This window comes from Pseudonocardia sp. DxW (assembly GCF_058448985.1).
Window position 1 is genome coordinate 108,339 of sequence record NZ_JBZFLK010000020.1, and the last position, 17,063, is coordinate 125,401.

18 protein-coding genes are annotated in these 17,063 nt (G+C 74.3%); 4 read left to right on the forward strand and 14 right to left on the reverse strand.

The window, feature by feature from the left end:
• Positions 1-12 precede the first annotated feature (12 nt).
• Positions 13-447 (forward strand): nitroreductase family deazaflavin-dependent oxidoreductase, encoded by a 435-nt coding sequence (locus ACVJO7_RS26680; RefSeq protein ID WP_491675151.1) that lies wholly within the window; start codon positions 13-15, stop codon positions 445-447.
• A gap of 32 nt (positions 448-479) precedes the next feature.
• Here ACVJO7_RS26680 and ACVJO7_RS26685 read toward each other — a convergent pair whose 3' ends face one another.
• Positions 480-1,742, reverse strand: a complete 1,263-nt coding sequence (locus tag ACVJO7_RS26685; protein WP_491675152.1) for a methyltransferase domain-containing protein — start codon at positions 1,740-1,742, stop codon at positions 480-482.
• 149 nt (positions 1,743-1,891) lie between these two features.
• Between ACVJO7_RS26685 and ACVJO7_RS26690 the strand changes: the two genes are divergently transcribed.
• On the forward strand, positions 1,892-2,071 hold the full coding sequence (locus ACVJO7_RS26690; RefSeq protein WP_491675153.1) for a hypothetical protein: 180 nt from the start codon (positions 1,892-1,894) through the stop codon (positions 2,069-2,071).
• Positions 2,068-2,508 carry a hypothetical protein gene (locus tag ACVJO7_RS26695; RefSeq protein WP_491675154.1) on the forward strand — a complete coding sequence of 147 codons (441 nt, stop codon included), beginning with the start codon at positions 2,068-2,070 and terminating at the stop codon, positions 2,506-2,508. The genes ACVJO7_RS26690 and ACVJO7_RS26695 overlap by 4 nt, the downstream gene beginning before the upstream one ends.
• A 117-nt stretch (positions 2,509-2,625) precedes the next feature.
• Here ACVJO7_RS26695 and ACVJO7_RS26700 read toward each other — a convergent pair whose 3' ends face one another.
• The 13 genes from ACVJO7_RS26700 to ACVJO7_RS26760 form a co-directional block, all read right to left on the reverse strand.
• Positions 2,626-3,672: an ABC transporter substrate-binding protein gene (locus ACVJO7_RS26700; protein WP_491675155.1), complete on the reverse strand. Its 1,047-nt coding sequence runs from the start codon at positions 3,670-3,672 to the stop codon at positions 2,626-2,628.
• Positions 3,673-3,824: 152 nt separating this feature from the next.
• The gene (locus ACVJO7_RS26705) at positions 3,825-4,721 is read right to left on the reverse strand and encodes an alpha/beta fold hydrolase (RefSeq protein ID WP_491675156.1); all 897 of its coding nucleotides are present in this window, start codon (positions 4,719-4,721) and stop codon (positions 3,825-3,827) included.
• A complete protein-coding gene (locus ACVJO7_RS26710) occupies positions 4,718-5,755 on the reverse strand; it encodes an amidohydrolase family protein (RefSeq protein ID WP_491675157.1) in 1,038 nt (345 codons plus the stop codon). The genes ACVJO7_RS26705 and ACVJO7_RS26710 overlap by 4 nt, the downstream gene beginning before the upstream one ends.
• On the reverse strand, positions 5,752-6,855 hold the full coding sequence (locus ACVJO7_RS26715; protein WP_491675158.1) for an amidohydrolase family protein: 1,104 nt from the start codon (positions 6,853-6,855) through the stop codon (positions 5,752-5,754). The genes ACVJO7_RS26710 and ACVJO7_RS26715 overlap by 4 nt, the downstream gene beginning before the upstream one ends.
• Positions 6,852-7,355, reverse strand: coding sequence for a Rieske (2Fe-2S) protein (locus tag ACVJO7_RS26720; protein WP_344020401.1), 504 nt, complete (start codon positions 7,353-7,355; stop codon positions 6,852-6,854). The genes ACVJO7_RS26715 and ACVJO7_RS26720 overlap by 4 nt, the downstream gene beginning before the upstream one ends.
• Before the next feature lie 70 nt (positions 7,356-7,425).
• Complete coding sequence (locus tag ACVJO7_RS26725; RefSeq protein WP_491675159.1) at positions 7,426-8,376, reverse strand: LysR family transcriptional regulator; 951 nt, start codon at positions 8,374-8,376, stop codon at positions 7,426-7,428.
• A gap of 1 nt (position 8,377) precedes the next feature.
• Entirely contained in the window at positions 8,378-9,895 is a 1,518-nt protein-coding gene (locus ACVJO7_RS26730) for a GAF domain-containing sensor histidine kinase (protein ID WP_491675160.1), read from the reverse strand.
• Positions 9,896-9,910: 15 nt separating this feature from the next.
• Positions 9,911-10,156: a hypothetical protein gene (locus ACVJO7_RS26735; RefSeq protein ID WP_344020407.1), complete on the reverse strand. Its 246-nt coding sequence runs from the start codon at positions 10,154-10,156 to the stop codon at positions 9,911-9,913.
• Entirely contained in the window at positions 10,153-11,217 is a 1,065-nt protein-coding gene (locus tag ACVJO7_RS26740) for an ABC transporter ATP-binding protein (protein ID WP_491675161.1), read from the reverse strand. Before ACVJO7_RS26740 ends, ACVJO7_RS26735 begins: the two co-directional genes overlap by 4 nt.
• Complete coding sequence (locus ACVJO7_RS26745; protein ID WP_491675162.1) at positions 11,214-12,263, reverse strand: ABC transporter ATP-binding protein; 1,050 nt, start codon at positions 12,261-12,263, stop codon at positions 11,214-11,216. Before ACVJO7_RS26745 ends, ACVJO7_RS26740 begins: the two co-directional genes overlap by 4 nt.
• Positions 12,260-13,135, reverse strand: a complete 876-nt coding sequence (locus ACVJO7_RS26750; protein ID WP_491675163.1) for an ABC transporter permease — start codon at positions 13,133-13,135, stop codon at positions 12,260-12,262. The genes ACVJO7_RS26745 and ACVJO7_RS26750 overlap by 4 nt, the downstream gene beginning before the upstream one ends.
• Positions 13,122-14,138: an ABC transporter permease gene (locus tag ACVJO7_RS26755; RefSeq protein WP_491675164.1), complete on the reverse strand. Its 1,017-nt coding sequence runs from the start codon at positions 14,136-14,138 to the stop codon at positions 13,122-13,124. The genes ACVJO7_RS26750 and ACVJO7_RS26755 overlap by 14 nt, the downstream gene beginning before the upstream one ends.
• On the reverse strand, positions 14,135-15,751 hold the full coding sequence (locus tag ACVJO7_RS26760) for an ABC transporter substrate-binding protein (RefSeq protein ID WP_491675165.1): 1,617 nt from the start codon (positions 15,749-15,751) through the stop codon (positions 14,135-14,137). The genes ACVJO7_RS26755 and ACVJO7_RS26760 overlap by 4 nt, the downstream gene beginning before the upstream one ends.
• Before the next feature lie 408 nt (positions 15,752-16,159).
• Between ACVJO7_RS26760 and ACVJO7_RS26765 the strand changes: the two genes are divergently transcribed.
• A complete protein-coding gene (locus tag ACVJO7_RS26765) occupies positions 16,160-16,975 on the forward strand; it encodes an IclR family transcriptional regulator (RefSeq protein WP_491675166.1) in 816 nt (271 codons plus the stop codon).
• Positions 16,976-17,063: the final 88 nt, after the last annotated feature.

Sequence of the window (17,063 nt, forward strand, 5' to 3'; positions counted from 1 at the left end):
AGGCTCGACCGCATGAACCCTCCGGACTTCGCGCTGAAGGCGATGAACGCCGGTCACCGCCTGCTGATCAAGCTCACCGGTGGCAAGGTCGGCTACTCGACGATGGGCATGCCGGTCGTGGAGCTCACCACCACCGGCCGGCGGACCGGCGAGCCGCGCACCGTGCTGCTGACCGCGCCCGTGCACGGCGACGGACGCTACGTCGTCGTCGCCTCCCGCGGCGGGGACGACAAGCACCCGGCCTGGTTCCTGAACCTGCGGGCGAACCCCGACGTCGAGGTCGCGGTGCAGGGTGGTCCGCGGGTGCCGATGCACGCCCGGGTCGCGTCCCCCGAGGAGCGGGCCGAGCTCTGGCCGACGATCACCGGGAAGTACCGCAACTACGCCGGCTACCAGCGCAGCACCGAGCGGGAGATCCCGCTGGTGCACCTCGAGCCGAAGGGCTGACCCGCACCCCGTTCCGGGTCGCGCCGATCCGGTCAGCCCGCGGGCCCGTCCCCCGGTGTGTCCCCGGTGGCCCGCGACCGCCCGGGCGGGGTGCGCTCGTCGGGCCGCGGCCCCCAGCTCGGGTACAGCAGCGTCCCGGCCGAGTCGGTGAGTGGCTCCCCGGCCGGCAGGTCGTCCTCCGCACCCGGGACGACCGCGTCGATCCGCAGGTCGGCGGCGTGCGGCCGGCCGGCCGCGATCCAGCCGGCCGCCAGCTCGGCGAGCCGGTCGGCGGCAGCGGCACCACCGGGGCCGAACGACCGGATCGTCGCGGTGGGTTCGGCGAGCAGCAACGCGCATCCCTCGCCGGCGCTGATGCCGAGCCCGGCCCGGCCCCCGGCCAGCGGGAACAGCGCGTCGGCGAGCCGCCCGCGGGCCGGTCCCAGCAGCCGGACGACCGCGGGCTCGGCGAGCGCGCACCACAGGCCGAGGCCGTCCCAGAGATCCGACACCGATCCCGGCGTCGGCGACGGGTGATCGGTCCCGAGGTCGCGCAGTGCACGTTCGAGCACCCCCGGATCGGGGTCCGGTGCGCCGTTGCCGGAGTGCTGCACGGTCCAGCCGGACCCGGGCAGCACGGTGTCGGCGCCCGGGTCGGCGCCCGCACCGCGGAGCCGGACGAACGCGCAGCTGCGCACCGACACCGACGCGAGCCGGTGCGGACCGGTTCGTGCGAACGCCACCGACAGCTGGCTGCCGCGCACGGTCAGCGGGAGCAGCAGTCGTCCGGTCGGGGTCAGCTGCAGCACCCACTCCGGGCGGATTCCGGTGGAGCCGACGGTCAGCTCGATCCGGTCGTAGGGCGCCGACGGCGGGTAGCCGTCGGCCCCGTCGGCGGTGACCACCTCGACCTCGTCGAGACCGGCCGCGAGCAGGTGGGCGCGGGCGCCCTCGACGAGGTCCTCGTCGATGTCGACCGTGGTCACCGCACCGCGGCAACCGACGATGTGCGCGAGCAGCCCGGCGTTCCAGCCCGCTCCGGCACCGATCTCGAGGACGCGGTGGCCGGGCGCGGCGTCCAGCTGTTCCAGCATGATCGCCACCATCGACGGCTGCGACACCGAGCTGACGGTGACGCCGTCGGCCGTCTTGATCGGCACGGCCTCGTCGGCGTAGGCGTCGAGCGGATCGCTGCCGGACAGGAACAGGTGCCGGGGCACGGCCTGCAGCGCGGCCCGGATCCGCGGGCTGTGCACCCGGCCGTCGCGCTCCAGGTCGGCCACCAGCCGGGCCCGGGCGTCCTCCGCCGTCCGCATGCCGCGCATCCTTGCGGGTAGTCCGTCCGCAGGACAAATCCCGCCCCGGGACGAACGACGTAGCCCGACCCCGTCAGCAGCGGCTCCCCTGCACCGCGCGGTGCTCCTACGCTCGGCGTCGTCACCGTCCCGCTCGACGAGGAGCACCGATGACCTGCCCCTCCACACATCCGGTTCCCGGCTCGCTGTTCGGCCGCCGGCACGTCGTGCTGCCCGGGACCGTCGGTGACGACGAGCTGCGCGCACTGGCCGCCGAGGCGGCGGTGCTCCCGGCGGAGCCGGCCGGGGACGGTGGCACCGTCGCGATCGCGTCGCTGCGCCGCCGGTGATCGCGGACGTCGCGCTCCGGCTGAGCGGGCTCGCGGCGGCCCGGCATCTGGCGTCACCGTTCGAACCGACCGAGGTCAGCTTCGTGACCCGGCACGCGGTGGCCGCGGTTCCGCAGCGCGAACAGCGCTACTACCTGGGCTGCACGGCGTCGGTAGTGCTCGCCGGGACCGGGACACTCACCGAGCATGCCGAGCACGACCGGGCCGATGTGCTGCACCGCAGCCGGATCGGGCCGGGGGACGTGGTCCTGCTCCGTGGCTGGAGCCCGCTCGGCGCGGCCGATCCGCGGCCCTACGTCCGGATCGTCGCCGACGGCGGTCCGCTGCTGATGATGCGACTGCGGCAGAACCTGGTCGGTTCGACGCGCGAGCAGGCCTGGCTCCCGCTGCTGACCGAGGCCGAGATCGCCGAGGCCCGCACACGAGCCCAGCAGTGACCCCCGCAGCCGACCACGCACCGCACCGGCCCACCCGCACGGGATTCCTGCGTTCGCACGGGATCGGATCCCGTGCGAACGCAGCGAACCCGTGCGGACACCGGCGGGGGGCGACGGTCAGGGGGTGGCGGCGGTGGGAGTGAGGGTGGTGTCGAGCCAGGTGTCCGGGTCGAGGCCGGGCGGGAGCTGGCCGATCCCGACGATCTCGTCGTAGGCCGCCTGCCAGCGCTCCGGCGAGACCCCGAGCAGCGTCTCACCCGAGGTGTAGGCGTCGACGTAGGCGGACAGCGCGGCCGTCGCCACCTCCGGATCGGCCAGCGCCGGGACCTGGTACTCCGAGCCGATCAGCCGCATCGTCTCGGCGAACCCGTTCGCCTCGTCGTCGATGATGAACTGCATGGCCTCCTCGATGGCGGCGGCGTAGCGCTCCAGCCGGTCGCGGGCCTGCGGGTCGGCCATCTGCTCGGCGGAGGTGACGTACATCTGGGCGCCGGCGTCGACGTCCTGGTTCGGGTCGTAGACGACGGCCTCGGGCCGGGTGCGGTCGAGGAGTACCGAGGTGTCCAGCGAGACGATGTAGGCGTCCACCCGGCCGGAGGTGAGGAGATCGAACACGCCGGGGCTCAGCCCGACGACCTGGCGGGGCACCTCCTCCGGCGGGACCCCGGCGGAGCCGGCGACCAGGTCCAGGGTGATCGAGCTGGTCCCGCCCTCGGACGGGGTTCCGACGAGCCGGCCGCGGAACTGCTCGGCCCGGGTGATCGGGGCGGCCTCGGTGGAGATCATCCGGATGGTGCCGGTGTGGATCGGCTCGCCGAACGCGAGCAGCGGGGCGTCGCGCTCACCGGCGGCGATCATCGTCTCGATGTCGCCGATCCGGGTCAGCTCGGCGCCGCCGGCGAGCACCGTCTGGATCGCGGGCGCCGAACCCTGGGTGGCCTCGAACGTGACGTCCAGGCCGCGCGCCTCGAACAGGCCGCGGGTGTCGGCGATCATCTCGGGGGCGAACGACAGGCTCTCCAGCGGCAGCACGTTGAGGAAGGTGACCGGCTCGCCGCCGCTCTCGCCGTTCCCGCCGCAGGCGGCGAGCACCGCGCAGGCGGCCAGCGCGGCGGCGCAGGTCCGGCCGATGCGACGGGCACTCCGGGTGGTCGTGGTGGTCATGGCTCACGTCTCCTCGCGTCGTTGCGATCCGTGGCGGTCCCCGGCCACAACGCTGGGAAGGACGGCGGGGACGGCGGGGACGGCGGGGACGGCGGAAATAGACGATCCGCCTGCTCGTCATCACTGAGGTTGATGATCGCTGACATTGATGATCACTGACGTCGATGATCACTGACGTCGATGCCGGCCGGCAGGAACGCGACCAGCTCGGCGAGCACCTCGCCGGGGGCCTCCTCGGCCAGCAGGTGCCCGGCGTCCAGGGCCCGCCCGGTGGCGTCCGGCGCCCAGACCCGCCAGCCGTCCAGGACGTCCGGGGACCGGCCGAGCGGCCCGCGCCGCCCCCACAGGACGAGCGTCGGCGCGGTGATCGTGCGCCGGCCGCGATCGGCCTCGTCGTCGGCGGCGTCGACGTCGAATCCCGCCCGGTAGTCCTGGCACATCCCGTGCACCACCTCGGGACGCGCCCAGGCGGCGGCGTACGCGGTGAGCGCCGCCGGGTCGCAGACCTCCGCCAGCCCGCGGCCGAGGATCGCCTCCGGCTCCGCGGCGACCAGCCGCTCCGCCAGGTCGGCGGGCTGCGACAGCAGGAACCAGTGGAACGCCCCGCGGGCGAACCGGGCGTCGGCCCGGGCCAGCACGTCGGCGGTCGGCAGGATGTCCAGCACGGCCAGCGCGCTCACCGCGCCGGGATGGTCCAGCGCCATCCGGTACCCGCAGCGGGCTCCCCGGTCGTGCCCGACGACGGCGAACCGCTGGTGCCCGAGCGCGGCCATCACCGCGACCAGATCCGCGGCCATCGTCCGCTTGCCGGACACGGCGACGTCCGCGCCGGGCGGCAGCGTGCTGTCGCCGTAGCCGGGCAGGTCGGCCAGCACCAGGGTGCGGCCGTCGAGCAGGCCGGGGGCGATCCGGTGCCACATCACCGACGTCTGCGGCCATCCGTGCAGCAGCAGCACCGGCGGCCCCTCCCCCGCCTGCCGGACCCGCACCGTCGCACCGGACGGCGCCGGGACGTCCCGCGGACGGCCGGGCAGCCCGATCCCGCTCACCCGAGCCGGTACCAGGCGGCGGCCGTCCCGCCGCGCACCGCGGCCGACTCGTCGTCGTCCAGCACCGCGGCCAGCCGGTCGGCGCCCGGGCCGTGGTCGTGCGGGTGGTCCCCGGCGTGCATCAGCAGCTCCGGGCCGAGCAGGTCGACCGCCTCCCGGGCCTGCACCGGATCGGCCGGCAGGTGGATCGGCGCGGTGGTGAACCGGACGTGCTCGCGGACGATCTCCGACGGCGGCCGGTTCACCCACGGCACCTCCCGCCACACGCCCTTCCAGTCCTTGTCGAACCGCCACAGCAGGGGTGGCAGCCAGGTCGAGCCGCACTCGGCGACGGTGACCCGCAGCCCGGGGAACTCGGCGAACACGCCCTCGGTCACCAGGCTCACCAGCTGCCCCTGCCCGACGACGTGCCCGTTCGCCAGGTAGTCCTCCAGGTAGCTGTGGGTCATCCCGCTCGACGTCGGCGCCTGCCCGGCGCGACCCCAGGCGTGCAGGGTGACGACGAGATCGTGCTCGGCGGCGGCGCGCAGCACCGGCCGGTTCCGGACGTGTCCCCAGCGGGTGTCGTTGCGGACCGGCAGCAGCACCGTGACGACCTCGGATCGGGCGCCGATCCGCTCGATCTCGGCGACCGCCGCGTCGACGTCGAGGGTCGGCACCACCATCGCCACCCGCAGCCGCGGGTCGTGGGCCTGCCAGCGCTCCAGCAGCCAGTCGTTGACCGCGCGGCAGAGCGCCGCCTCGTAGTACGGGTTGCGGTTGGTCTGGAAGGTGCTGGTGCAGGTGAGGATCGCGGTGCCGGTGCCGTCCGGGGTGAGCACCCGCTCGCCCAGCTCGCCGACGTCGGACAGCGGCCGCCCGCCGGGGCCGACGGCGGGCGGGTAGGCGCCCCCCTGGGTCGGCGACATCGAGACCCCGCCGTCGGTGGTGTAGTCGCGCCAGTACGGGTCCATGTGCGCGACCAGCTCGGCCAGCGCGGACGGGACACAGTGGACGTCGGTGTCGACTCTCTCCGACCCCACGCTCACGCTCACGACGCCACCCGCTCGGGCAGGCCGTAGAGCCGGCAGGCGTTCGACCCCATGATCGACTCGCGCAGGTCGGGCGGGAACAGCCGCGGCGCCGCCTGCGGCGAGTCGAAGTCCCAGTGCGGGTAGTCCGAGGCGAACATGATCCTCTCGCCCAGCCCCAGGTGCCGGACGACGGTGGCCAGGTCGGCCGGGTCGCGCGGCTCCTCGATCGGCTGCGTGGTGAACCACAGGTGCTCGCGCAGGATCTCCGACGGCGGCCGGTGCAGGTGCGGGACGTCCTCGCGCAGCGCGGCCCAGCCGTCGTCGAGCGACCACATGAGCGGCGCCGCCCAGGCCAGTCCGCCCTCCACGCAGACCACCTGCAGCTCGGGGAACTCGGTGAGCACGCCCTCGCAGAGCAGGCTGGTGACCAGCGCGCCCATCATGTTGCCGTTCCAGACGTGCTCCTCGAGGTAGAACGAGGGCCAGCCGGCGCCGCGGTGCTGCTCCAGTCCGCCGGTGTGCGCGGCGACCGGCAGGCCGGCATCGGCGGCCGCCGCGTAGATCGGCCAGTACCGGCGCCTGCCGAACCCGGACTCGCCGCCGGTGGCCAGCAGCACCTGGCAGAACCGCGGATCACCGGCCCGCCTGCGGATCTCCGCGGCGGCCAGGTCCGGCGACTCCAGCGACACCGCGATCGACGACCGCAGCCGCGGCTCGCGGTCCAGCCAGCACTCGGCCACCCAGTCGTTGAGCGCCCGGCACAGCGAGGCGGCGAAGTCCGGCGTCTCGGCGCCCCAGCTGTGCGACTGCAGCGGGATGAGCACGCCGTGGTCGATGTCGAACTCGTCCAGCAGCTGGTCGCGGACGAGCTGCAGGTCGCTGCCTGGGAAGGCACCGTCCGGCCAGGCGTCCAGCCGGTAGCCGGAGTTGCGGACCCGCGGGTAGACGTCCGGCGGGGCGGGGACCCGGCTGCCGAACAGCTCGTAGCGGCGCCGGGCGGCCGGGTCCAGCCGGCGCAGCAGCTCGGCCGGTGGGCAGGTCGGGTGGATGTCGGTGTCGACGATGGTGAAGGTGGTGCGCCGGCGGGGCGGTGCCGCCGGCGCCTCGGGTGCGGTGGTCACGGGCTCTCCCCCGGGCTCGGCACGGTGCGGGCGGGTCGCGGCGTGGTGTCGACGACGACGTGATCGCCCGAGCCGAACCGCTCCACGGTCACGTCGAAGGTCTCCGCGACGAACGGGCCGGGCCGCCGCTCGCCGGGCGCCGGATCGGTGGCACCGGCACAGTCGTCGCCGGCGGGCTCGACGCTCACCTCGTAGCTGCGGGCGGGCGGCTCCCCCGGGCCGAGGAACGACTGGCCGGTCGCCAGGTCGTACTCCCAGCCGTGCCAGGGGCAGGCGATCAGGGCGTGCTCGTCGTCGCGCTCGTAGCGCCCCGGCATGCTCGACCGGACCCACGCCTGGGTGCGGCCCCGGCACAGCGGGCCGCCCAGGTGCGGGCAGTGGTTGTTGAGTGCGTAGAACCGGTCGCCGACCCGGAAGACGCCGATCGAGCGCCGTCCGCGGGTGACGATCTTCCGTTCGCCGGGGGCGAAGTCGTCCACCCGGGCCACCACGATCCGCATGCCCCCGACGCTATGTCGCAGGTCACCCGGGCCGGAAAGAAAGAGTTGGGATGCCGGGCATCCACCGGGTCTATGGGCCGGGGCGCAACGACCGCGATGCGCTGTCCAGCATCGAGCGCAGCCAGGTGTGCGCGGCGTCGCCGGAGCGCAGCCGGTGCCACCAGAAGACCTCCACGATCGGCGGCGGGTTCCCGGGGCACGGCACGATCCGCAGGTCCGGACGGTCGGCGAAGCCGGCCGCGAGCCGTCCCTGCATGACGGCGACCCGGTCGGTCCCGGCGACGAACCACGGTGTGGCCGCGTAGCTGTCGACCCGCACCGCGACCCGCGGCCGGCTGCCGAGCATGGCGAGCAGCGGGGCGAGCGGGGAGCTCGCCGGGTACTGCGCGTCCGGATGGTTCGGGATGACCCACGGCAGCCGTTCCAGGTCGGCCAGGCCGATCCGGTCGGACACCGGGTTCGCCGCGTCGACGACGCACACCCAGTTGTCCCGGAACAGCTCCTGGCCGCACAGCTCGTCCACCTTGAACTCGGCCTTCGGCGCGGAGATGATCCCGTCCAGCGTGCGCAGCGTCTCCGGCAGGTCGGCCGGCAGCCTGCCCTTGATGACGGGGACGTGCAGCCGGACGCCGGGCGCGGCGTCGTGCACCGTGCGCGAGAGTGCCTCGCCCATCGCCGCGAGCACGTAGTCGGTGGTCATCACGGTGAACTCGTGCTCGGAGACCTCGGGCCGGAATGGCTCCTCCGGCGCGAAGAACCGCTCCAGACCCAGGCACAGCGGCTCGATCTGGACGGCGAGCCGGCGCCCGAGCGGGGACAGCACGAAGCCGCCGCGGGTGCGTTCGAGCAGGTCGTCGTCGAAGTGCCTGCGCAGCCGGGCGAGCGCGGCGCTCGCCGCGGGCTGGGTCACCCCGACCCGCTCGGCGGCCCGGGTGACGTTCCGCTCGCGCAGCAGCTCGCGCAGGATCACCAGCAGGTTGAGGTCGACGTTGGCCAGCGCGACCGCGGCGGAGCGGGGCACCTCAGGAGCCCTCCCCGTGCAGGCCGGCGACCGGCAGCACGGTCCGGACGGTCCATCCGCCGTCCGGGCGCGGGCCCGCCGAGCAGGTGCCGCCCCAGCGCTCGGCGCGCTCGCGCATCGACACCAGCCCGATGCCGCCGGGGACGCCGGTCAGCGGATCGGCCGGCCGGATCCCGGTGCCGTCGTCGGCGATCTCGACGACCAGGTCGCCGTCGATCCGCTCGATCCGCACCCGCACCGTGTCGGCGCCGGCGTGCTTGACGGCGTTGTGCAGCGCCTCCCGGACGGTGCGGTACAGGTCGTCGGCGACGCCGGGGCCCAGTCGCGGGTCCACCGGCGCGAGGACGTCGACCCGCAGGCCGGTCCGGGACTGCACCTCGGAGGCGTGCGTGCGGACCGCCTCCACCAGGTCGCCGCCGCGTGGCGCGGCCGGGTGCATCTCGCGCACCAGCAGCCGCAGGTCGTCCAGCGCGTCGGCGGACATCTCGGAGAGCTCGGTGGCCGCGCCGAGCACCCGGCTCGGGTCCGGATCGGAGCGGTCCAGCTGGCCCTGCAGCGCGGAGACCTGCATCCGGATCGAGAACAGCTGCTGCACCACCGAGTCGTGCAGGTCCCGGGCCAGCCTGCGGCGTTCCGCGGTGCGCGCCTCGGACCGCGAGCGGGCGACCAGCCGGGCGGTGTCCACCGCGACCGCGGCGTGCGCGGCCATCGCCTCCAGGAACGCCAGCGACGACGGGTCCGGCGCCTCGTCCGGCTGGTAGTAGGCGTTGATCACGCCGACGGTGGTGCCGCGCACGACCATCGGCATCGCGACGAAGCCGTCCCAGTCCGGCCGGCCCATGATCTCGTGCAGCGGCTCCCACGCCGGGTCGGACAGGATCGCCGCCCGGCGGTGCGGCACCACGACCGGCTCGCCGCGCGCGTGCGCCTCCAGGAACCGGATGTCGGCGCCGCGTTCCCGGCAGGACCGCAGCCGCCGGACGAAGTCCGGTGCGGACCCGAACCCGGCCATCCCGAGCACCTGCAGGTCAGCGGCCGGGTCGTCGACGGCCAGGATCTGCGCGGCCGCGATGTGCGCGGTGCCGATGATCTCGCGGGCGATCGCGTCCAGCGTGCTGGTCAGCGAGCCCGCCTCGGCGACCCCGGCGGCGGCCCGGACGATCGCGGTCAGCCGCTCCTGCCGGGCCAGCCGGTCGGTGACGTCGCCGAACCACACGGCCCAGCCACCGGTGCCGTCCGGCGCGATCCGGTACCGCAGCTCGCGGCCCGGGCCGTCCGGACCGGGCCGGCGCAGGGTCCGGGTCCCCGACGGGCCGGCCGGGCCGGGGACGAACGGCGCCGGGGTGCCGAGCAGCTCGTCGGCCGGGCGGCCGAGCAGCGCGGCGGCGGCCGGGTTCAGCGATCGGAACCGGCCCTCGTCGTCGAGCAGGACGAGGCCGTCCGGGCACACCGCGACCAGCGCGGCGGCTCCGGGCGCATCCCGGTCCGGCACCGGAACGGTCGTCACATCGTCGTGCACCGCACCATCATGCGGTCACCCGGCGCCCGGTTCGAGCGTTTCATCAGGGTAATTGATATCGATCCGCTCCTCCGGCACCCCGAGTGCCGAGCCCAGCACGGACCGCATCATGTCCTTCGGGACGAGGCAGTCCGCGCAGGCGTCCGGCCCGGCGCTGATCCGGACCTCGAGCCGGTCGCCCGCCTCGGTCACCTCCATCGCGTAGTCGTCGGCCTCCAGGCCGGTGCGCAGCCCCTCCAGGGCGCTGTGGTCGATCGTCACGGGCGGGTCCTCTCGTTCTCGGTGCCGTTCGGGCCGGTGGGTGGGTCCAGCGGGAAGTGGCAGGCGGTGCGGTGCCCCGGCGCCAGCTCCAGGAGCACCGGCTCCTCCTCGGCGCAGCGCTGCTGCGCGCGCGGGCAGCGGGTCCGGTAGCGGCAGCCGCTCGGCGGGTCCAGCGGCGACGGCGGTTCGCCGGGCGGCGCCTTCGGCCGCCGCACCCGTCCGGTCGCCGGGTCGAGGCCGGGGATGGAGTCGAGCAGCGCCGCGGTGTAGGGGTGGCGGGGCGCCCGGTAGAGCGCGGTCGCCGGGCCGATCTCGGCGAGCTGCCCGAGGTGCATCACCGCGACCCGGTCGCTGACCTGCTTGACCAGTGCCAGGTCGTGCGCGATGAACAGGTACGACAGGCCGAGATCGGTGCGCAGCCGTTCGAACAGGTTCAGCACCTGCGCCTGGATCAGCACGTCCAGCGACGACACCGCCTCGTCGCAGATGAGCAGTGCCGGGTCCAGCGCGATCGCCCGGGCGATCGCGACCCGCTGGCACTGCCCGCCGGACAGCTCGTGCGGGCGCCGGCGCCCGTAGAGCGACGGATCGAGGCCGACCATGTCCAGCAGCTCGTCGACCCGGCGGGCGCGCGCCGACGCGGTGCCCTCCCGGTAGCCGACCAGCGGCTCGGCAACCAGCTCGGCGACCCGCCAGCGCGGGTTCAGCGAGCCGAACGGGTCCTGGTAGACCATCTGCAGCGATCGCCGGGCGCGCACCAGGTCGCGCCGGCGCAGCCCCATCAGGTCGACGCCCTGGAACTCGATCTCGCCGGACTGCGGCCGCGGTGCCTGGATCAGCGACCGGGCCAGAGTGGACTTGCCGGAGCCGGTCTCGCCGACCACGCCGAGCGTCTCGCCCGGATGGACCTCCAGCGACACGTTCGACACGGCGTGCACGACGCCGCCCTTCACCCCGCCCGCGGCCCGCACCGGGAACTCCTGGACGACGTCGCGGGCGGCCAGCAACGGCGCCGCCGGGGCGGCCCGGGTGCCGGTGTCCCGGTGTTCGGTGACCGTCATCGCCGTCCCTCCTCGATGCCGGTGGTGCCGCACGGCTCGGGATGCCAGCAGGCCCAGCGGTGGCCGGGCTCGTGTTCGGCCAGCGGCGGCTCGGTCAGGCACTGCTCGTCGGCCGACGCGCAGCGCGGCCGGAACGGACAGCCCTCGGGCAGCGCCCGCAGGTCCGGCGGCTGGCCGGGGATCACCGGCAGCAGCGTGTGCGACGGCCGGTCGAGCAGCGGGATCGCGCCGAGCAGCGCCGCCGTGTACGGCATCCGGACCGCACCGAACAGAGTCGGTGCCGGCGCGTACTCGACGGCCCGGCCCGCGTACATGACGAGCACGTCGTCGGCGTAGCTGGCGGCCAGCCCGAGATCGTGGGAGATCATGACGACGGCGGTGCCGAGCCGCTGCTGCAGCTCGGCCAGCAGCTCCATGATCTGGGCCTGGGTGGTCACGTCGAGCGCGGTGGTCGCCTCGTCGGCGATCAGCAGCCGGGGCTGCCCGGCGAGCGCGATCGCGATCATCACCCGCTGCCGCATGCCGCCGGAGAGCTGGTGCGGGTACTCGAAGAAGCGCCGTTCCGGTGCCGGCAGCCGGACCATCGTCAGGAGCTCGACGGCGCGCTCCCGGGCGGCCCGGGCGTCGACGTCGGCGTGCACCCGGACGGCCTCGGTGATCTGGTTGCCGATCCGCATCGTCGGGTTGAGCGAGCGGGCCGGGTCCTGGAAGACCATCGCGATGTCCGCGCCGCGCCGGCGGCGCATCGCGCGCTCCCCGAGCCCGATCAGCTCGGTGCCGTCGAACATCGCCGAGCCGGTGACCCGCGCGGACTCCGGCAGCAGGCCGAGCAGCGCCCGGGAGCTCACGCTCTTGCCGGACCCGGACTCGCCGATCACCGCCAGCGTCCGGCCGGGGGCGACGCTGTAGGACAGCCCGTTGACCGCGTGCACGGGCACCCCGTCGCGGGTGAACCGGACCCGCAGGTCCCGCACCACCAGCAGCGGATCGGGTACCGGCGCCGGGCCGGTGCGGGCCGGGGCGGTGTCGGTGCCGGAGATGCTCATCGGCCGCTCCATCGTGCGCGCAGGGTCTCGCCGAGCAGGTTGAAGGTCAGGACGGTCACGAAGAGCACCAGGCACGGCCAGACGACCAGCATCGGCGTCGCGGACAGGCTCTGCTGGCCCTGGGCGATCATGTTCCCCCAGCTCGGTGCGGGTGGCGGGATGCCGAGGCCGAGGAACGACAGCGCGCCCTCGATCACCATCACGATGCCCATGCCGAGCATCCCGAAGGTGATCAGCTGGGGTGCGATGTTGGGCGCGACGTGCCGCAGCAGCGTCCGGTGCCCGGGTGTGCCGCACAGCTCGGCGGCCGCCATGAACGGCTGCTCGCGCAGCCGCAGGGTGGCCGCCCTGGCGATCCGGGCGAACGCCGGGACGCTGAAGAACGCCAGCGCGAGGATGGTGTTCGTGCGGCTCGGGCCGAGGCTCTGCGCCACGGCCAGGGTGAGCACCAGCGACGGGAACGCGATCAGCACGTCCAGCACCCGCATGATGACGGTGTCGACGATCCCGCCGAGGAAGCCGGACACCGCGCCGAGGGTGCCGCCGACCAGCAGGCCCAGCAGGTTCACCGAGACGGCGACGATCAGCGACGAGCGCCCGCCGTGCAGCACCCGGGACAGGATGTCGTTGCCGTTCGGGTCGGTCCCGAGCAGGTGCCCCGGCGAGAGCGCCGGGAGGTAGCTGTCCAGCACGCTCCCGCCGATCGGGGCGGGCAGCGGCAGCACCAGCGGGCCGACGAAGCAGGCCGCGGTGATCAGGGCGAGCAGCCCGCCGGGCAGGACGATCGCCGGGGTCCGGAGCAGGCCGCGCCGCCCCGGTGGTGAGGCAGGGGTGACAGGGGTTCCGGAGGTGACGGGCTCAGCGACTGCCATAGCGGATCCTCGGGTCGAGCACGGCGTAGAGCAGGTCGGCGAGCAGGTTGGCCAGCACGGCGATCACGGCGAACACGACGACGCACGCCTGCACCACCACGAAGTCCCGGGTGTTGATCGCCTGCAGGAGCAGCTGCCCGAGGCCGGGCAGCGCGAAGATCTGCTCGATGATCACGGTCGCGCCGATCAGCGTGCCCAGGTTCAGCCCGACCACGGTGATCAGCCCGAACGACGAGTTCCGGAAGGCGTGCCGGACCAGCACCCGCCACGGCCCGACGCCCTTCGCCCGGGCCGTGGTGATGTAGTCCTCGCCCTGCAGCTGGTCCACCAGGTCGCCGCGCAGGAACCGGGTGTAGAAGCAGAACAGCGGGAACGCGATCGCCACCGCGGGCAGCGCCAGCGAGTGCAGGTTGCCGGTCACGCTCTCCGAGAGCGGCACGAAGCCGATCGCCGGGAACATCGAGAGCTGCACCGCGAACAGCAGCACCAGCAGCAGCGCCAGCACGTAGTTCGCGACCGACAGCCCGGTGATGCTGACCAGCATGCTGAGCCGGTCGAACAGGTGGTTCGGCCGGTAGGCGGCGAGCAGCGCGACCGGGACCGCCAGGCCGAGCGACAGCACGAACGCCAGGCCGACCAGCTGCCCGGTGACGGCGAGCCGCTCCCCCAGCAACGGGGTGACCGGCTGGCCGCTGATCACCGAGTTGCCGAGGTCGCCGGTCACCGCGCCGCCGAGCCACTGCAGGTAGCGCACCGGTCCGGACCGGTCGAGCCCGAGCCGCTGTTCCAGCGCCGCGATCTGCTCGGCGGTCGCCTCCGGCCCGAGCAGCTGCTGGGCCGCCCCGCCCGGGATCAGGCTGAGCACCCAGAAGGTCAGGATGCTGGCGCCGAGCACGATCGGGATGGCCATCAGCGACCGCTTGCCGACCATCCGCAGCGCCGGCGAGCCGAGGAACGACGCGAGGCCGCCGGACCGGTCGCGGACCGGTGCGCCCGCCGTCACTGCTGCGGCTCCCGCCAGACCTCGTCCCAGTGCACGCCGGTGTTGACGACGATCGGCGGGATCTGGGTGGTCAGCCCGGGTCCGTACACCCCCGGGACCGCGAGGTTCGCCGGGGCGAACGCGAGACCGAACGGGCCGTAGTGGTTCTCGGCGATCAGCCCGCCCGCCCGGTCGTAGAGCTCCTGGCGCTCGGCGGGATCGACCGACGCGGCGGCCTCGTCGAACAGCGCGTCCAGCTCGGGATCGGCGACCCCGGAGAACGGGCTCTCCGAGTCGAACCGGAAGTTGACGCCGACGCCGGCCGCCGGGTCCCAGGATCCGGCGGTCTGCAGCATCGCCTGCCAGCTGCCCGCGTTGAACGCCTGGACCAGTGTGGACAGCTCGTAGGTCTCGGTCCGGACGGTGATGCCGGCCTCCTGCCACTGCGTCTGCAGGGCGGTCATGACCTGCTCGGCGACGTAGGCGCCGAGCGTCCCGAGATCGACCTCCAGCCCACCGAGATCGGCGACGAGCTGCCGGGCCCGCTCCGGGTCGTGGCCGGTGTAGCCGTCGATCTCCTCGGTGTGGAACAGCCCGCCGGGGCCGGTGAAGCTCTGGCTGACCGGGTACTGGCCGCCGAACAGTCCCTGCGCAATGGCGTCGAAGTCGGTGGCGGCGTAGATCGCCTCGCGGGCCCGCGGGTCGTCGAACGGCGCGGCCCGGGTGTTGAGCTGGACGACATAGGGCGACGTCGCGGGCTGCACCGTCACGCTGAGCTGCCCCTGCGACTGCGCCTGCTCCAGCAGCGGGGTGGTGGTCAGCCCCTCGTACGCCTGCGCCTGACCGGCCAGCAGCGCCTGGTAGGCGGGCTGGTCGCCGCCGATCGACTGGAAGGTCAGCCGGTCCAGGTAGGGCAGCCCGTCCTTGAAGTAGTCGGGATTGCGCTCCAGCACCAGCTCCGAGCTGAGCTGGTTCGACACCACGGTGAACGGCCCGGCGCCGACCGGCTCGATCGCGAACGCGTCCTCGCCCTTCTCGGCGAGCGCGGTCGGTGAGGCGATCCAGTTCACGTTCGTCACCGGCATCGCGTTGATCACCGCGGCGTAGGGCCGGGTGAACTCCAGCAGGACCGTCAGCGGGCCGTCGGTGGTGATGCCGCCGTCGGCGAGCGGCCAGTTCGGCGAGCAGGTGCACGGCGAGTCGACGGCCCGGCGGAAGTTGGCGGCGACCGCCTCGGCGTCGAACGGGGTGCCGTCGGTGAACCGCATGCCCTCGCGCAGCGTGATCCGGACGGTCCGCCCGTCGTTCTCGATGGAGCTGCTCTCGGCCTGGTGCGGCTCGACCCGGGCGTTCGTGCCGTCGTCGTCGGCGACGAGCCGGAACAGCCCGCCGTAGATCGCGCTCATCTGCGGCACGTTCGCGCCGCCGGTGGTGTTGGTGGCCGGGTCCAGGCCGGTCGGCCAGCCGCCGGCGAACGACGCGTCCTCCAGCACGGTCAGCTCACCGCCCTGCTGCGGCGGCCCGGAGGGTTCCGCGGGACCGCCGCCCGCGGTCGTGGCCGCCCCACCTCCGCAGCCGGCCACGACCATGGCCGTGGCCAGCAGCAGGGCCGGCAGGTGCATCCGTCGTCTCACGGGGCACTCCCGTTCGGTTCGGACCGGCCCGCCCGCCCATCGGCGGCGACGTCCGGTCGGTGGTGGGGACCCGGGCACCGGGCGGTCGGGGCCGCCGGCGGGCGTGACCGGGCTCACTGTGACGTCGACCAGCGTCGAGCAGCGCCGCAGTCGCGGTGGAGGGCGCTTTCGCCCGACGGAAGACAACTTGGGCGCCCCGACGGGCCACCCACGACGAATGACGTAGACCGGCCTGTCCCATCCGACCCGTTCGTCGGCGGGAACCTTGTGACGCAGCGTGTGGCCTGCGGAGACTGGTCGGGCGCCGGCCCCGGCCGGCACACGACGTGGACGCTGGACGAGGGGGTCGGGCGTGGTGGAACGCTGCCGGACGACTGACACGGCGACGCGGGCTGCGAGGGCCGTGCGATGACGGTGACGGCCGAGCGCGGCCCCGGCTGGGCACCCGAACCCGATCCCGACGACGCCGGCCGCCGGGTCACCGCGGCCGGCCGGATGCTGGCCGTGCTCGACGCCTTCGGCCCCCGGCACCGGTCGCTCACGCTCAGCGACATCGCGCGCCGCGGCGGGCTCAGCCTGTCCACCGCGCACCGGCTGGTGCACGAGCTGCTGGCGTGGGGCGCGCTGGAACGCGACGGTGAGGGCCGCTACTCGGTCGGCCTGCGGCTGCTGGAGCTCTCCGCGCTGGCGCCGCGCGGGCTCGGCCTGCGCGAGGCCGCCTACCCGCACCTGGAGGACCTGCACCGGGCCACCCGCGGCAACGTCCACCTCGGCGTGCGGGACGGCACCGGCGTGGTCTACGTCGAGGCGATCCGGGCCCGGGTGCGCAACCCGGTGAACAGCCGGGTCGGCGACCGCTGGCCGATGCACGCCACCGGGACCGGCCTGGTCCTGCTCGCGCACGCCGAGCCCGAGTTCCAGGAGCAGGTGCTGAGCTCTCCGCTGGAGCGCTTCAGCCCGATGACCGTCGTCGACCCGGACGAGCTGCGCCGCACCCTGGCCTCGATCCGGCAGACCGGGGTCGCGGTGGCCCGCGGGCAGATCACCGTGCCCGACCTGGTCGTCGCGGTGCCGGTGCACGACGCCGGCGGCCGGGTCGCCGCCGCCGTCAGCGTGGTCGTGGAGGCGACCGACGCGCGCACCCGGGAGCTGGCGGGGGTGCTGACCCAGGCCTCCCGGGCGATCTCCCGGACCCTCGGCCCGCGGCCGGTCTCCGACCTCTAATGGGTCTTGTCGGGCTTGGTTGTGCCAGGCTCGGCTCCGGTAGCGGCCAGCGGGTCAGCACTCCCTGCCTCCGAGCGTTGAGCTCGAG

Bases quoted from the DNA above. Each gene is read 5' to 3' on its own strand.
- ACVJO7_RS26680 (WP_491675151.1), top strand. From the start codon at position 13: ATGAACCCTCCGGACTTCGCGCTGAAGGCGATGAACGCCGGTCACCGC.
- ACVJO7_RS26685 (WP_491675152.1), bottom strand. From the start codon at position 1,742: ATGCGGACGGCGGAGGACGCCCGGGCCCGGCTGGTGGCCGACCTGGAG.
- ACVJO7_RS26690 (WP_491675153.1), top strand. From the start codon at position 1,892: ATGACCTGCCCCTCCACACATCCGGTTCCCGGCTCGCTGTTCGGCCGC.
- ACVJO7_RS26700 (WP_491675155.1), bottom strand. From the start codon at position 3,672: ATGACCACCACGACCACCCGGAGTGCCCGTCGCATCGGCCGGACCTGC.
- ACVJO7_RS26720 (WP_344020401.1), bottom strand. From the start codon at position 7,355: ATGCGGATCGTGGTGGCCCGGGTGGACGACTTCGCCCCCGGCGAACGG.
- ACVJO7_RS26740 (WP_491675161.1), bottom strand. From the start codon at position 11,217: ATGACGGTCACCGAACACCGGGACACCGGCACCCGGGCCGCCCCGGCG.
- ACVJO7_RS26745 (WP_491675162.1), bottom strand. From the start codon at position 12,263: ATGAGCATCTCCGGCACCGACACCGCCCCGGCCCGCACCGGCCCGGCG.
- ACVJO7_RS26750 (WP_491675163.1), bottom strand. From the start codon at position 13,135: ATGGCAGTCGCTGAGCCCGTCACCTCCGGAACCCCTGTCACCCCTGCC.
- ACVJO7_RS26765 (WP_491675166.1), top strand. From the start codon at position 16,160: ATGACGGTGACGGCCGAGCGCGGCCCCGGCTGGGCACCCGAACCCGAT.